General features: G+C 66.9%; 11 protein-coding genes and 1 pseudogene. 5 read left to right on the top strand and 7 right to left on the bottom strand.

All coding sequences use genetic code 11. The annotated features are described in order from the left end of the window. Window positions 1–28: 28 nt before the first annotated feature. Window positions 29–973 (bottom strand): LysR family transcriptional regulator, encoded by a 945-nt coding sequence (locus DM992_RS31595; protein WP_111020043.1) that lies wholly within the window; start codon window positions 971–973, stop codon window positions 29–31. 166 nt (window positions 974–1,139) lie between these two features. Here DM992_RS31595 and DM992_RS31600 point away from each other — a divergent pair, with 166 nt between their 5' ends. Continuing rightward, entirely contained in the window at window positions 1,140–2,354 is a 1,215-nt protein-coding gene (locus DM992_RS31600; protein ID WP_111020509.1) for an FAD-dependent monooxygenase, read from the top strand. Window positions 2,355–2,465: 111 nt separating this feature from the next. Here DM992_RS31600 and DM992_RS31605 read toward each other — a convergent pair whose 3' ends face one another. Together DM992_RS31605 and DM992_RS31610 are read right to left on the bottom strand one after the other, a co-directional pair. Continuing rightward, window positions 2,466–3,407, bottom strand: a complete 942-nt coding sequence (locus DM992_RS31605; RefSeq protein ID WP_111020044.1) for an alpha/beta hydrolase-fold protein — start codon at window positions 3,405–3,407, stop codon at window positions 2,466–2,468. A gap of 61 nt (window positions 3,408–3,468) precedes the next feature. Then, the gene (locus DM992_RS31610) at window positions 3,469–4,566 is read right to left on the bottom strand and encodes an OpgC domain-containing protein (protein ID WP_111020510.1); all 1,098 of its coding nucleotides are present in this window, start codon (window positions 4,564–4,566) and stop codon (window positions 3,469–3,471) included. Window positions 4,567–4,948: 382 nt separating this feature from the next. Here DM992_RS31610 and DM992_RS31620 point away from each other — a divergent pair, with 382 nt between their 5' ends. Then, window positions 4,949–6,103 carry a porin gene (locus DM992_RS31620; RefSeq protein ID WP_111020045.1) on the top strand — a complete coding sequence of 385 codons (1,155 nt, stop codon included), beginning with the start codon at window positions 4,949–4,951 and terminating at the stop codon, window positions 6,101–6,103. A gap of 43 nt (window positions 6,104–6,146) precedes the next feature. On the opposite strand, the gene DM992_RS31625 is transcribed toward DM992_RS31620, so the two are convergent. Next, window positions 6,147–7,058, bottom strand: coding sequence for a LysR family transcriptional regulator (locus DM992_RS31625; RefSeq protein ID WP_111020046.1), 912 nt, complete (start codon window positions 7,056–7,058; stop codon window positions 6,147–6,149). A gap of 133 nt (window positions 7,059–7,191) precedes the next feature. On the opposite strand from DM992_RS31625, the pseudogene DM992_RS31630 reads away from it, so the two are divergent. Together DM992_RS31630 and DM992_RS31635 are read left to right on the top strand one after the other, a co-directional pair. Further along, window positions 7,192–7,427, top strand: a pseudogene (locus tag DM992_RS31630) (aldo/keto reductase); the annotation flags it as partial. 138 nt (window positions 7,428–7,565) lie between these two features. Continuing rightward, window positions 7,566–8,306: a sulfite exporter TauE/SafE family protein gene (locus DM992_RS31635; protein ID WP_111020047.1), complete on the top strand. Its 741-nt coding sequence runs from the start codon at window positions 7,566–7,568 to the stop codon at window positions 8,304–8,306. A gap of 102 nt (window positions 8,307–8,408) precedes the next feature. Here the strand turns inward: DM992_RS31635 and DM992_RS31640 are convergent, their stop codons facing one another. From DM992_RS31640 to DM992_RS31650, 3 genes are all read right to left on the bottom strand, one after another. After that, window positions 8,409–10,571, bottom strand: coding sequence for a hypothetical protein (locus DM992_RS31640; protein WP_111020048.1), 2,163 nt, complete (start codon window positions 10,569–10,571; stop codon window positions 8,409–8,411). A gap of 497 nt (window positions 10,572–11,068) precedes the next feature. Next, on the bottom strand, window positions 11,069–11,455 hold the full coding sequence (locus tag DM992_RS31645; RefSeq protein ID WP_111020049.1) for an ester cyclase: 387 nt from the start codon (window positions 11,453–11,455) through the stop codon (window positions 11,069–11,071). A gap of 43 nt (window positions 11,456–11,498) precedes the next feature. Next, on the bottom strand, window positions 11,499–12,395 hold the full coding sequence (locus tag DM992_RS31650; protein ID WP_111020050.1) for a LysR family transcriptional regulator: 897 nt from the start codon (window positions 12,393–12,395) through the stop codon (window positions 11,499–11,501). A gap of 504 nt (window positions 12,396–12,899) precedes the next feature. Between DM992_RS31650 and DM992_RS31655 the strand changes: the two genes are divergently transcribed. Beyond that, window positions 12,900–13,757, top strand: coding sequence for a peptidoglycan DD-metalloendopeptidase family protein (locus DM992_RS31655; RefSeq protein ID WP_111020051.1), 858 nt, complete (start codon window positions 12,900–12,902; stop codon window positions 13,755–13,757). Window positions 13,758–13,816: the final 59 nt, after the last annotated feature.

The following is a 13,816-nucleotide window of genomic DNA, read 5'->3' on the forward strand; positions in this document are numbered from 1 at the left end:
GGTACCCGTGATTGCGCGATAACCGCGACTATTTCTTCTGCCCGGGCCCAGCCCCCCGCGCCCGCACACCCGTCTCCGCGAACAGATCGACCACCACGCCGCGCAGCCACCGGTTCCCTTCGTCCTGATTGACCCGCGTATGCCAGAGCATATGAATCGGCGCACCGGGCGGCGTGACGGGCAACGCGCGCCAGCCCAGCGAAAACGGCGCGGCGAGCTGCAGCGCGAGATGCTCCGGCACGGTCGCGATCAGGTCGGTGCGCTGCAGGATGTAGCCCACGCTCATGAAATGCGGCACCGTCAGCCGCACGTGGCGCTTCACGCGGCGCCGCTTCAGCCATTCGTCCACCTGCCCGTGGCCGGTGTCGGCCGACACCACGACCAGGTGCTCGGCGTCGCGCCATGCATCGACCGTCAACGGCGCATCTTCGAGCGGATGCCCGTGCCGGAACAGGCACACATAACGCTGATCGAACAGCCGGCGCTGATAGAACCCGCCCTTGAGTTGCGGCAGGAGGCCGATCGCGAGATCGACGCGGCCGTCGGCCATCTCGTCGCTGAGGTTGACGCTCGTGTTGCGCACGGTATTGAGCACGATGTCAGGCGCCGCTTGCGACAGGTGTTCGAGCAGCGCGGGGAGAAACACGACTTCGCCGATATCGGTCATGCCGATCGTCAGCGTGCGCGCGGCGCGCAGCGGATCGAAACCGGTCTCGGGATTGAGCGCGGCATGCAGCGTCGCGAGTGCGTGCGACACGGGCTCCGACAGTCGCAGCGCGAACGGCGTCGGCACCACGCCGCCCGGCCCGCGCACGAACAGCGGATCGCCGAGCCGGCGGCGCAGCTTCGCGAGCGCGTTGCTGACGCCCGGCTGGCTCATGTTCATCTGTTCGGCGACGCTCGACACGCGCCGCTCCTGCATCAGCCGCTGGAAAAGCAGCAGCAGGTTCAGGTCGATCTCGCTCAGTTCCATGGGTTTCGCCTTGCCAGGATCATTGCATTCGGTGATAAAGCAGATTCATTTCATTTTATTGCGGGATGAATGTCCACTCCTGAAACTACCGATACGGCGCATGCATTCGACATGACCGCTGCGCAGCCCGCAGACCCCACATATGAATATCGGAGACACCTTCATCATGCAGACGAACCCGAAGATTGCGATCGTCGGCGCCGGCATCGGCGGCCTGACGCTCGCACTCGCCTTGCGCGAGCACGGCATCGACGCGCAGCTCTACGAGCAGACCGACGCATTGCGCGAAGTCGGCGCGGCCGTCGCGCTGTCGGCCAATGCGACGCGCTTCTACGAGCGCATGGGCTTGCGCGCGGCCTTCGACGCGGTGTGCGCGGACATCCCGGGACTCGTCTATCGCGACGGGCGCAGCGGCGCGGTGATCGGCCATCATCGCGGCGAACCCGACTATCGCCGGCAATTCGGCGGCGCGTACTGGGGCGTGCATCGCGCCGATCTGCAGGCCGTGCTGTCGAACGCGGTCGGTCTCGAATGCATCCATCTCGGCCACCGGCTGGTCGATCTCGCGCAGCACGCCGATCGTGTCACGCTCGCATTCGACAACGGCGAGCGCGTCGAAGCCGATCTCGTGATCGGCGCGGACGGCGCTCGCTCGATCACGCGGCGCTGGATGCTCGGTTATGACGATGTGCTGTATTCGGGCTGCTCGGGCTTTCGCGGCGTGGTACCGGCCGCGCGCATGGACCTGCTGCCCGATCCCGGCACGATCCAGTTCTGGGTCGGGCCGCACGGGCATCTGCTGCACTATCCGATCGGCGACGACGGCGACCAGAATTTCCTGCTGGTCGAGCGTCATCCGTCACCGTGGCCGTCGCGCGACTGGGTCATGCCGGCGGAAGAGGGCGAGCAATTGCGCGTGTTCAGGGACTGGCATCCGGCGGTGGTGCAGATGATCACCGCCGTGCCGATCAGCCAGCGCTGGGGGCTGTTCCATCGGCCGCCGCTCGGCCGCTGGAGCCGCGGGCGCGTGACGCTGATCGGCGACGCCGCGCACGCGCTGGTGCCGCATCACGGGCAGGGCGCGAATCAATCGATCGAGGATGCGGTGGTATTGGCGGCGCAACTGGCGAAGGCCGGCCCGGGCAACTGGCGCGAAGCGCAGGAAGCATACGAGCGCCTGCGTCGCGGCCGTACGCGCAAGGTGCAGTACGCGTCGATTTCCGCGGCCGACGTGCTGCACCTGCCCGACGGGCCGGCCGCGCAGGCGCGCAACGCGCGTCTGGCCGAGCGCGACAGCGTGCTGCATCACCTGGGCTGGATTCACGATTTCGATGCGCTCGCCGAGGAGCCGAGCGAGCGGCAGGGCGGCACGTGGCTTTGAGCGCGGCGTGCGCGCCCGGGTTGTGCGCGATGCGCATCGCTCCTGTCGACGGAGGATGGGCCGGGCATCGGCCGGCTTGACGGAAACGGGCGGGGTAACGCCCGCCCGCCGTCACTTCACGCACTCGAGCGCGTACTTCAAGCCCTGCCCGAGCAACCCGCGCCACACGTCCCACGTATGCCCGCCGTCTACGATGCGCAGCTCGGCCGGGTTCTGCGCACGGCGCAGCTGCGTGTACAGCACGCTCGATTCCGCCTGGATCGTCAGGTCGTCGTCGCCGACCGCGATGAACATCGGCACGCGCCAGCTGCGCGCGAAATAGCCGCGCATCAGCGCCGGGTAGTTGAGCTCGTGCCACACGCGCGAGTCGAACTGCCGGTCGCCGAACACGCCGACATAGCGCGCGGCGGAATTGAGCGGCGGCTCGTTCGCATAGATCGCGGGGCTCAGCAGCATTGCGCCGCAGAACAGGCCGGGTTCGAGCAGCGAGAAGCGCAGCGCGCCGAAGCCGCCCATCGACACGCCGCCGATCGCGCGGCCCGCGCGCTGGTTCGACACCGCGAAGTGCGCTTCGACTTCGGGCAGCAGGTCGTTGAGGAACGCGCTCTGCATCTTCTCCTTGCGGTCGACGTACCAGTCGGTGCCGCCTTGCGGCATCACGATCACGACGGGCGGAATCTCGTGGCGCTCGATCAGCGTGTCGGCGGTGGCCTGCAGCCGGCCCTGCGTGATCCAGTCGTTCGCGTTGCCGGCATTGCCGTGCAGCAGGTACATCACCGGATAGCGCGCGCCTTCAGGGTTATAACCGGGCGGCAGATAAACCGTGTACGACCAGTCGCGCTTCAGCGACGCCGACCGGAACGTGCGCAGCGCGACGCTGCTGCCCGGATTGACCGGCGGCTCCTGGGCGGCCGGCGTGACCGGCGCGGCCTGGGTGGCTTGCGCGGCCGACGGCGGCGCGGGCGATACCGCCGGCGCCGCCGGCGTGGCGCGGGCGGTGGCGATGGAGCCGGCGATCAGGGTGACGGCGAACGGAAGGGCGAGTCGGCGCATGGCGAATCGTTTCAGGAGAGGCGCCGGCTATCGTAGCAGCGGCGCATGACGGCGCGGCGCGTCATTGCCGCGAACGGAACGGCAGCCGCGCGACGAGCGGCCCGTAGAGTTTGGCGACGAGATACAGCAGGCCCATCGCGACGGCATCGGCGGTCAGGCCGAGCGGCACGTCGAGATAGCCTTCGGTCGCCTGGTAAAGCAGCGAATCGACCGCGAGCGAGATGCCGGTGCCCGCGACGAAGCACAGCAGCCCCTGCCGGCCGATCGTGCCGATCCAAGGCATCGCGTGCGCGACCTTCTTCATCCAGCCGAGGTGCACGAGCTTGGCCGCGAGCCACGCGATCGCGAGGAAGTTCGCGAGCCGCAGCGCGCCGAGGTTCTGCTTGATCGACGGATCGGTCGGGAACGGCTCGATGCGCAGCCGGTAGTACGCGCCGGCGGCGATGATCGCGAGCGAGGCGGCCGTGAGCAGCCAGCCCTGCGGCCTGGGCGCGAGCGTCTGGTAGACGGGCTGGCAGCGTGCGATCACGCCGAGCACGAACAGGAACTGCCACGCGAACGGGTTGAAGTCCCACGGCGCGCCTTCGACGGTCGGCAAAAAGCGCGCGACGTGCGGCGCCGCGTACCACAGCGATCCGCTGAACGCGAGCATCAGCCACGGCTGCGTGCGCGCGAGCGGCAGCGCGAGCGGGACGAGCAGCGCGAAGAACGCGTACATCGGCAGCACCGACGCGAGGTACGGCTGGCGGCGGAACAGCAGGATGTCGCGCAGCGCGGCGAGCGGCTTGTGGAGCAGGCCGTCGAGATCGTTGGTCGGCATGTTCGGGCCGTCGATCGCGAGCGCGTTCAGCGCGGCCGTGATCAGCAGCATCAGGCCGGCCGTCACGAGGAATGCGCGGTAGATCTCGAACGCGCGCAGGATGAAACGCTGGCGCGCGGCGGCCTCGTCGTGCCGCTCGGCGAGCGAGTTGTACGCGATCGCGGTCGCGAAGCCGCCGAGGAACACGAATACTTCGGCCGCGTCGCACAGCGCGTACGCGTGCAGCGTCACGCGCGACAGGATGCTGCCGCCGATATGGTCGACGACGATGACGAGCAGCACGAGGCCGCGGAAGAAATCGAGCTCGGCGTAGCGGCCGGCCCGGGCAGGCGCGGTCATCGGACCGCCGCCCGGCGCGGGCCGCGTGCACGGCCGGCACGCGCCGCGCAAGAATCGGGGTGAAGCATGACTTCGTGAAGAAATGGCGAACGGATGCGCATTGTGCCACCGATGCGACGCTTGTCGGGTTTACGCGGATGGTGGGCCGGAACGCCGCTGCCGACAAGCCCGGTGAGGCTGTCGGCGCAACGGGGCAGTTGGGAGAGCGCAACGCTTTGCGCGCGGTTTCCTTGCCCCGATGGACGGCCGGTTTGCGACGTGACACCATTTTGTCCTCACGCGGCCGCACACCGCGTCGTCCGCCCTGCGGGCCACACACAAAACAGATCAAACAATTCGCCGGGCGCTCGGCCCGCCCGGCCCTCGGCTCCGGAGATCCGTCATGAAGAAGCACGTCATTTTTGCAGCCGCGCTCGCTGCCTTCGCCGCGCCGGCCTTTGCCCAGAACAGCGTGACGCTGTACGGCCTGATCGACGAGGGCATCAATTACACGAACAACGTGAACGTCAATGGGGTCGGAAAGACGAATTACCAGCTCGCGAGCGGTTTTGCGCAGGGCAGCCGCTGGGGCCTGAAGGGCAGCGAGGATCTCGGCGGCGGGCTCAAGGCGATCTTCACGCTGGAAAACGGTTTTGACGTGAACAACGGCCGGCTCAACCAGGGCGGCCGCATGTTCGGCCGCCAGGCGTTCGTCGGGCTGAGCGAGTCGCGTTTCGGCACGCTGACCTTCGGCCGCCAGTACGATTCCGTCGTCGACTATCTCGCGCCGCTGACCGCGAACGGCAACTGGGGCGGCACGCTGTTCTCGCACCCGTTCGACAATGACAACACGGACAACTCGTTCCGCGTCAACAACACGGTCAAGTACGCGAGCTCCGACTGGAACGGGTTGACGTTCGGCGGCACGTACAGCTTCAGCAACAGCACCGGCTTCTCGAACAACCGCCAGTACAGCATCGGCGCGCAGTATTCGCTGGCCGGGCTGCAGGTCGCGGCCGCGTACCTGCAGGCGAACAACCCGGGCGTCGGCAGCGCGGGCGCGATCGCGGCCGACGACGCGAACTTCGTCGCCGATCGCCTGCGCATCTTCGGCGGCGGCGTCAACTACACGTTCGGCCCGGCAACGGTCGGCTTCGTCTACACGAAGACGGACGTGAAGAACCCGGTGTCGACCGTCTACCTGCCGGCCTCGACGTTCGCCGGCCTCGGGCTGACCGCGACGAAGTTCCAGAACTTCGAAATCAACGGCAAGTACCAGCTCACACCCGATTTCTATCTCGGCGCGCAGTACGTGTACACGGACGGCAAGTTCGATGCCGCGGCCGGCTCGTTCAAGCCGAAGTACCATACGGTCGGCCTGATGGCCGACTACAGCCTGTCGAAGCGCACTGACGTCTATCTGCAGGGCGCGTGGCAGAAGGTCGGCGGCGACAAGACCGGCACGGCGGCCGACGGTGGCTACGTCGTCGGGACGGACGGCCCGTCCGCGTCGTCGAACCAGTTCGCGGTGCGCGCCGCGATCCGCCACAAGTTCTGACCGGGGCGGCGGCCGGGGGCGAATGCCCGGGCGCCGGCCCTTGTCAGCCCGCCCGGCGCGTGCCGCCGAGCGTTTCCGCGAGCCAGTCGACGAAGATCCGCACGCGCGGCGCGAGATGGCGCCCGTGCGGGAACACCACCGACACGGGCAGCGGCTCGGCGTGCCATTCCGGCAGCACTTCGACCAGAGAGCCGTCGGCGAACAGCGGCGCGAGCCCGTCGCGCGGCGCCTGGATCAGCCCGAGGCCCGCGAGACAGCACGCGAGATACGCCTGCGAGCTGTTCACCGACACGATGCTGCGCATCTTCACAGTGTGCAGCTCGCCCGTATCCATGTCCGCATATTCCCAGTCCAGCTCGCGGCCCGTGCGGCTCGAGAAATAGCCGACCGCGACGTGGTCGGGCAGTTCGTCCGGTGATCGCGGCGTGCCGTGGCGCGCGAGATACGCGGGCGACGCGCAGTTGACCTGCGCCATCTCGCCGATCCGCCGCGCGACGAGCGACGTGTCGGACAGCACGCCGACCCGCACCGCGCAGTCGATGCCGTCGGAGACGAGATCGACGAAGCGGTCGGTCGTGCTGATCATGACGCGCAGGTCGGGGTAGCGCGCATGAAAATCCGGCAGCGCCGGAATCACCTGGTTCAACGCGAAGCGCTCGGGCAGGTCGACGCGGATCACGCCGCGCGGCGATGCGCGGGCGTCCTCGAACAGCGATTCCGCATCGTCGAGATCGGCCAGCAATTGCACGCAGCGCTCGTAATAGGTCGCGCCTTCGGCGGTCAGCGCGACGCGCCGCGTCGTGCGCTGCAGCAGGCGGATATTCAGGTGCTTTTCCAGGTACTGGACGGCGTTGCTCACCGTCGGTCGCGGCAGTTGCAACTGCTCGGCCGCTTTCGTGAAGCTACCGAGATGGGCGACGCGCGCGAAGATGCGCATTGCTTGCAGGTGGTCCATGCGGGGCGGGGAGCGTTGGCGGGTTGGAGCAGGCTCCATTGTTAATCAGCGCGGAATGGTTTGGTGGAGCGTTTCGCGTTTATCGCGCACTGCGATGCGCCGACAATCCGGTCCACCCACGCACCACATGAAGGTCGATGCGCTGCGCGCGGTTGCCGACGAGAAGGGCAGCAATCCGGCCCAGGTCGCGATCGCGTGGGGGCTGTCGCGCGGCATCGGCGTCGTGCCGCTGATCGGTGCGTGCAATTGCAACTAACGGTCAATAATCTCTCTCGCATCGAAACGGCGGTTCCCGCCGGGGCGGCTGCCGGTGACCGCTATCCGGCTTTACCGACGGCTCACCTCGACAGCGAGCAGGCGCGGGGGTAATCCATGGGGCCTGAACGGAGGGCCTGACAGGCCCGCCCGACGGACCCTAGCCAGCCTCAGGCAAAACCAGATGGCGGGCGGGCTGACGGCGGTTCACCATCGACGCCGTATTCAACCCGACCGGACGGAACGACCCCCATGCAAATTCATACGCTGACGATCATCGTGCTGGTTTTCCTGCTGGCCGGCGCGGTGAAGGGAATGATCGGGCTCGGGCTGCCGACGATCGCAATGGGGCTGCTGACGCTCGCGATGCCGCCGTCGGCCGCGGCGAGCCTGCTGCTCGTGCCGTCGTTCATCACCAATGTGTGGCAGTTGTGGCTCGGCCCGTCGATCGGGCCGCTGCTGCGTCGCCTGTGGCCGCTGCTCGCCGGTCTCGCGATCGGCACGCTGACGGGCGGACTGCCCGCGCTCACGGCCGGCAGCACGTGGACGCATGCGGCGTTGGGCGTGGTGCTGATCGCCTATGGGCTGTGGGGGCTGGCCGCCGCGCGGCTGCCCGCGCCGGGGCGTCACGAAACCTGGCTGTCAGCCGTGGTCGGCTACCTGACGGGCGTCGTGACGGCCGCGACCGGCGTGTTCGTCGTGCCGGCCGTGCCGTACCTGCAGGCGCTGCGGCTGTCGAAGGACGACCTGATCCAGGCGCTCGGGATGTCGTTTACCGCATCGACGATCGCGCTCGGCCTGCAGTTGCGGGTGACGGGTGCGCTGCAGACGGTCGAGCTCGGCGTGTCGGCGCTCGCACTCGTGCCGGCGCTGGCCGGAATGGCAGGCGGGCAATACGCGCGGCGCGTGATGAGCGAGCAGGCGTTCAGGCGCTGCTTCTTCGTCGGGCTGATTGCGCTCGGTGCATACATGGCCGCCACGGGGTGGCTATAAGCGGGTATCGCAGCGGAGCGTGATGCCCGCCGTCCCGAAACATCCCGAGACCGGCTTCTGCTGCCGGCTTCGGGAACTGTCGCAGGACGGCGGTCGCACCGCTCAGGCCGGATCGGCGTATTTCAGCGTCCAACCGAGCGTGCGGGTCGCGCCCGCGCCGAGCGCAAACGGCTTCGTCGTGCACGCGAAGTTCGAATGCAACTGGCCGATCGGCGTCGTCGACAGCGGATTCGTCGCGCCGTTCGCCGTGTCGAAGGCGGACAGCGCGCAGTTGTCGAACCCGGATGCCGCGTAGCCGGTCGCAGCGCTGTTCGCGTATGCCACCGATACGCCGTCGCCGTTGGCGTGCGTGGACGCGAAATCCGCGAACGACGTGAAGTCCGTCTCGACCGACAGGTTGCCGGCGAGCGTGCCGGAACTCAGCGTGTCGCTGCGCGCGACCGTGCCGTGCGCGAACGTCAGCACCGTATGCACCTGCAGGTCGAGATCCGTCGTGTATGCGGCGTTCTTCGACGCGAGACGGAATTTCGTCGTATCGAACGACACGATCACCTGGCCGTTGGCCTGCTGCACGTTGAGGTGCTTGTAATACGTGACGGGAATGTAGGTCTTCCCGTTGTACGACACCTGCGGCACCAGCAGCGCATAGCCGAGATCGGTCGTGCCGTAGATCAGCTTGTCGGAGAACGGCACCGGGTAGTACGGCGTGAACGAGTTGTAGTCGGGCGCCTGGCTGAGGTTCAGGTTGATCACGCGCCGGCCGTCGCGCACGGTCACCAGCGCAGCGCTGTACGGATGCGCGGTGTCGCCGGGCTGGTTGTACCAGGTGAGCGTGTAGCGCGGCAGCGCGTCGAGCCACGCGTCGTAGTCCGCATCCGCCATCGGCGCCTTGCCGCCGAAGCCGAGCTTGTTCCACCACGCGTTCACGTACAGGTACTGGTGCAGCAGGCTGAAGTTTTCGCCCATCACGCGCGGCTTGCCGCGATACGTGTCGGTGCCGCGGCCCTTGACCCACATGTTCACCGAAGGCGTCGGCAGCGACGGGTCGTACCAGTAGGTGTCGAAGCGATGCGCGGCCCGGTAGATGAATGCATACGCGACCTGCTTCTCCTGGTCGGACAGCACGCCGGCATTGGCCGCGGCCGTCAGCACTTCCATGAACGCGGAATCGCCGTACGGGCCGATCGAGCGGCCGTAGTTGAAGCCCTGGCCGTCGGTGTTCAGCTGCGGCAGGATCAGGTCGACCGACTTGCGCAGATAGCCCTTCAGTTCCGGCGTGAGGTTCGCTTCGTTACCCATCTCGAACGTGCGCTCGACCACTTCGCCGATCAGCAGCGTGCTGTAGCGGTCGAAGCGCGCCTGGTCGTAATAGGTCGTGTGCGTGTTCGACGCTTCGTCCGAGAATCCGCCCGACGAATCCTTGCGGATGTGGTTCGCGAGCGTATACAGCAGCGCATCACGCGCGCCCATCGTCGCGACGGACGGATCGGTCGCCGACGCGAACGACGGGCTGCTCCAGCCGAGCTTCTGCCGCAGCCCGGCGATTCCGTAGGACACCGCATAGTAGTTCTGCGCGGTGTTGAGCGACGCGATGTCGATCGGCGTACCGGCCGCCGGGCACGTACTGGTCTTGCCGCTCGCGTCGGGTCCGAACATGTCGCAGAAGGTGAGCCGCTGCTGCAGCGTCGCGAGCATCGCGTCGCTGAAGACTTCGTTGAGCATCCCGTGCGCCTTCAGGTTGTTCAGCGCGACGAGGTAGTAGTACTCGCCCCACGACGTATTCGCATACGCGTAGTTGCCGCCCGACTGCGCCATCATCGCGGTCGTGATCGTCTGATACGTCGCGAGGTAGCTCGCGTATTGCGGGTCGCCCTTCGACTTCATGTCGATCAGGATGTACGACAGGCCGAGCGCGAGCTTGCCGGGCAGGAATTTGTCGCCGGTGTTCGTATCGAGCACGTGCACCGGCGTGCCGTCGCCGAGATCCATCACGACCTGCGTGAAGTCGGGCGATTTCCGGATCAGGTCGAACAGCGCGCGCATCTGGCCCATCATCGTGACGGGAATGGTCGTGCCGGCCGGTACGCTGGTGTCGGGCGCGCCGTAGACGAGCGCCTGCAGCGAGTTCGCCGCGAGCGCGGGTGTCGAAGACGGGGGCGACTGCGGCGGCGTGTCGGTCACGTCGCTGCCGCCGCATGCGCTGACGAACAGGACGGAAAGGGCGCTGAGCGCGGTGCCGAGCGCGAATCTGCTGCGCGGATGCATTGTGTCTCCAGTTTGAATAGTGATGAAGGACGGGCAGGTATGTCCGTTGCCGCGCTCGACGCCCGTACCTGACCTCCGCCTTGCAACCCTGATCCCTGACGACGGATGGCCTCAATCACAACTCGAGCGGGCAAGCGTTCCCCCTGCGCGGGCCGAGGGCGGCGTCGCGCTGATGCGTTGGAAAACGTTTTCCAAATTTAGGCATCGAACGGCATGATGTCAATGAACTTTGATGCCGGAGGCGCCGGTAGAAACCCGAATAGTGGGAAGGGAGAGGGGTGTCGGGTGAGATCGAAATTACACGGAAATTGCGGGGAATTTTCCGAAGTTGATTGGATGCAGCGCAGGAGACCGACGTGGAAGCGGCAGGAGGGCGCGCGTTCCTGCGATCCGCGTTTGATCACATTTGAGAGAAAACGTTATCCATAAGGATCGAAACGAATCAAGCCTGGCATCGGCTCATCGATCACGTCGGGTGCCCGGATGCGCCGGCGCTGCTAAAGCTGAGCCTCGATCGCCGCCTTGTCGATCACCGACCAGACCTGGCGGATCTTGCCGTCGTGGAATTCGTAGAACACGTTCTCGGCGAACGTGACCCTCCTGCCGTCGACGGCGAGCCCCATGAACGTCCCTTTCGGCGAACACGCGAAGCGAAGTCGGCTCGCGACGCGAGGCGGCTCGCACGCGAGCAGCCGGATGTCGAAACGGAGATCGGGAATGTCGCGAAAGTCCTGCTCCAGCATCGCGCGGTAACCGGCGAGGCCGAGCGGCCGGTCGTTGTGGATCACGTTGTCGTCGACATACCGGCCGAGTGACGGCCAGTCCTGCCGGTTCAGGCAGTCGATATACGCGCGGTAGCGGGTGGCGAGATCGGTGTCGGTCATGGCCGTGCCTCCGTGTGTCGATGGGGGGCGAATGCGGCGCGCGTCACCGCGGCGCTGATTCGCCGGACAAGAATGCAACGAACTCCCGCGTGTACTTCGGCAGCGCATCGAACGATCGCGCGCAGAGCGTCAGCTTCCGGTGGCTCCACGGATCGGCCAGCTCGACGAGCCGTACGTCCAGCGTCTGCATCGCACGCTCGGCCGCGTGCCGCGACACGATGCCGATGCCCACGCCGCTCGCGATCACGCGGCAGATCGCATCGAAGCTCTTCAGTTGAACGCGATAGCGGATCCGCTTGCCGAGCGCGCGCGCCTGGTCGGCCAGGTGCACCTGCAGCGCGCTGCCGTCGGTGAGGCCGATGAAGTCGGCGTCGGCGATCGTGTCGAACGCAACCTTGTCGAGCGACGCGAGCGGATGCGCGGCCGGCGCGACGACGATCAGCCAGTCTTCGCGGAACGGTTTCTGTTCGAGCCCGCCGAGCCCGACCGAATCGGCAACGATGCCGACCTCGGCCGTCTTGTTGCGGATCGCATGCACGATCTCCTGGCTCGATCGCTCCTCGACGCTGATCGACAGCTTCGGATGATGCGGCAGGTAATCGGCCAGCGCGTCGGGCAGGTACTCGCTCAGCGACGCCGTGTTGCACAGCAGCCGGATATGGCCGCGCAGCCCCTGTCCGTATTGCTGCAGTTCGCCGCGCATGTGGTCGATCTGCTGCAGCACCGTGCGCGCGTGGTGTTCGAGCGCGCGGCCGGCGTCGGTCGCCTGCGCGCCCGACTTGGTCCGGTGCAGCAGCGGCACGCCGAGCTCGTCCTCCATGCCGCGGATCCGCTCGCTTGCGGCCTGCAGCGTGATGTGCGTGCGTTCGGCGCCGCTCGTGATCGTGCCGGCCTCGCAGATGTTCAGGAAGAGCCGCAGGTCGGTCAGGTCGAAGCGCATGATGGGCGGGGAGCGATATCGTTGGAATGGCCGATAAGTTAGCAGGAACCGCAGCGCCGGTCTCAGGCGCAGCCTGAGACCCGATTCGCCGGTTCCGCATTTTCGGGGCACGATCGATGCCCGATCATGGCCCCATCTCAATACCGGGGAGCCAGTCATGCGGATCGATTCGTCGTGGGGCGTGTCGTTCAAGATCGCGTTGCATGTGTTGTTCCTGTGCATCGGCATCGCGTGGGCCTGTTCCGAACTCGTCGCTTGGTTACGTTGAGCGCGGCGGCACGCCCCTATCGAAATCAATCTGCCATAGTCTCCTGAGACGAAAATTCTTCCGTTTTCAAGCGAAAAGGCCATCAAGTTTTTCGGGATCGGACCGTATTACCGGTAGCGAATGCCGGCCGGCGCCCGGGTCGTGATCGTTTGTCATCATTGTTTGCATCCGGTTACACGTCGGCCGTTCCGTTTTTGAGATGCTTGAAAGATTGTCAAATCGGAGTTGAATCGTCCATGAAAACGCGCGAGATTTGCCGCAACGCGGCGTGGCTGTCGGGCCTGGCCGCCGTGCTCGTCATGGCCGGTTGTGCAAATACGCAGTCCGTTCCGCCGAGCGACACGCTGGCGGGACAGCCGTCGCCGTCGAGCCAGCCCGCCGCCGGGCCGTCGGCCGCCACGTCCACCACGCTGCCGCCGGCGCCGATTCTCGTCGCGCAAAAGTACGTCGTGAAACGAGGTGACACGCTGACGGGCATCGCGTCCGCGAACAACTGCAGCGTTGCCGACCTGCGCACCTGGAACAAGCTGGGCGCGAACGGCAAGCTGCGCAAGGGGCAGGTGCTGCGCATCGTCAGGCAGCAGCCGCTGCCGCCGTCGGGCGTGGCCGGCGCGCAGGCCGCCGCGAGCGATGCGGTGGCCGGTAATCGGGCAACGGCACAGGCCACGGCATCGACGGCGAGCGACCGTCAGGTCGTCAAGGAAACGAAGCGGCATGCGGGCGGTGTCGCGCTCAAGTGGCCCGCAAACGGCAAGATCGTCGACGGGTTCCGGCCGGGGCAGACCCGCGGCATCCAGATCGCCGGCCGGCCGGGCGACCCGGTTCGCGCGGCGGCCGACGGCCGCGTGATGTACGCGGGCACCGGCCTGAACGATTACGGTAGCCTGATCATCGTCCAGCACAACGCGGATTTCCTGACCGCCTACGCGCATAACCGCAAGCTGCTCGTGAAGACGGGCGACATCGTGCGCCAGGGCGACGAGATCGCCGAGATGGGCGACCTCGACAACTCGCGCGTCGCGCTGCTGTTCGAGGTGCGGCGCGACGGCAAGCCGGTGAATCCGATGCCGTACCTGCCTTCTTCGCAAGGATGAAGCCGGGCGGTTCCGCTGGAACGCGACGACTGTCGCTGCTAGGCTAGGGGCTGTTTGCG

It is taken from the genome of Burkholderia sp. JP2-270, assembly GCF_003233675.1.
Taxonomy (GTDB): Bacteria; Pseudomonadota; Gammaproteobacteria; order Burkholderiales; family Burkholderiaceae; genus Burkholderia; species Burkholderia pyrrocinia_C.

What these genes read in the sequence shown, in the direction of transcription:
- DM992_RS31625 (WP_111020046.1), bottom strand. Translation starts at nt 7,058, where the DNA reads ATGGACCACCTGCAAGCAATGCGCATCTTCGCGCGCGTCGCCCATCTC.
- DM992_RS31595 (WP_111020043.1), bottom strand. Translation starts at nt 973, where the DNA reads ATGGAACTGAGCGAGATCGACCTGAACCTGCTGCTGCTTTTCCAGCGG.
- DM992_RS31645 (WP_111020049.1), bottom strand. Translation starts at nt 11,455, where the DNA reads ATGACCGACACCGATCTCGCCACCCGCTACCGCGCGTATATCGACTGC.
- DM992_RS31600 (WP_111020509.1), top strand. Translation starts at nt 1,140, where the DNA reads ATGCAGACGAACCCGAAGATTGCGATCGTCGGCGCCGGCATCGGCGGC.
- DM992_RS31635 (WP_111020047.1), top strand. Translation starts at nt 7,566, where the DNA reads ATGCAAATTCATACGCTGACGATCATCGTGCTGGTTTTCCTGCTGGCC.
- DM992_RS31620 (WP_111020045.1), top strand. Translation starts at nt 4,949, where the DNA reads ATGAAGAAGCACGTCATTTTTGCAGCCGCGCTCGCTGCCTTCGCCGCG.
- DM992_RS31640 (WP_111020048.1), bottom strand. Translation starts at nt 10,571, where the DNA reads ATGCATCCGCGCAGCAGATTCGCGCTCGGCACCGCGCTCAGCGCCCTT.
- DM992_RS31655 (WP_111020051.1), top strand. Translation starts at nt 12,900, where the DNA reads ATGAAAACGCGCGAGATTTGCCGCAACGCGGCGTGGCTGTCGGGCCTG.
- DM992_RS31605 (WP_111020044.1), bottom strand. Translation starts at nt 3,407, where the DNA reads ATGCGCCGACTCGCCCTTCCGTTCGCCGTCACCCTGATCGCCGGCTCC.
- DM992_RS31610 (WP_111020510.1), bottom strand. Translation starts at nt 4,566, where the DNA reads ATGACCGCGCCTGCCCGGGCCGGCCGCTACGCCGAGCTCGATTTCTTC.
- DM992_RS31650 (WP_111020050.1), bottom strand. Translation starts at nt 12,395, where the DNA reads ATGCGCTTCGACCTGACCGACCTGCGGCTCTTCCTGAACATCTGCGAG.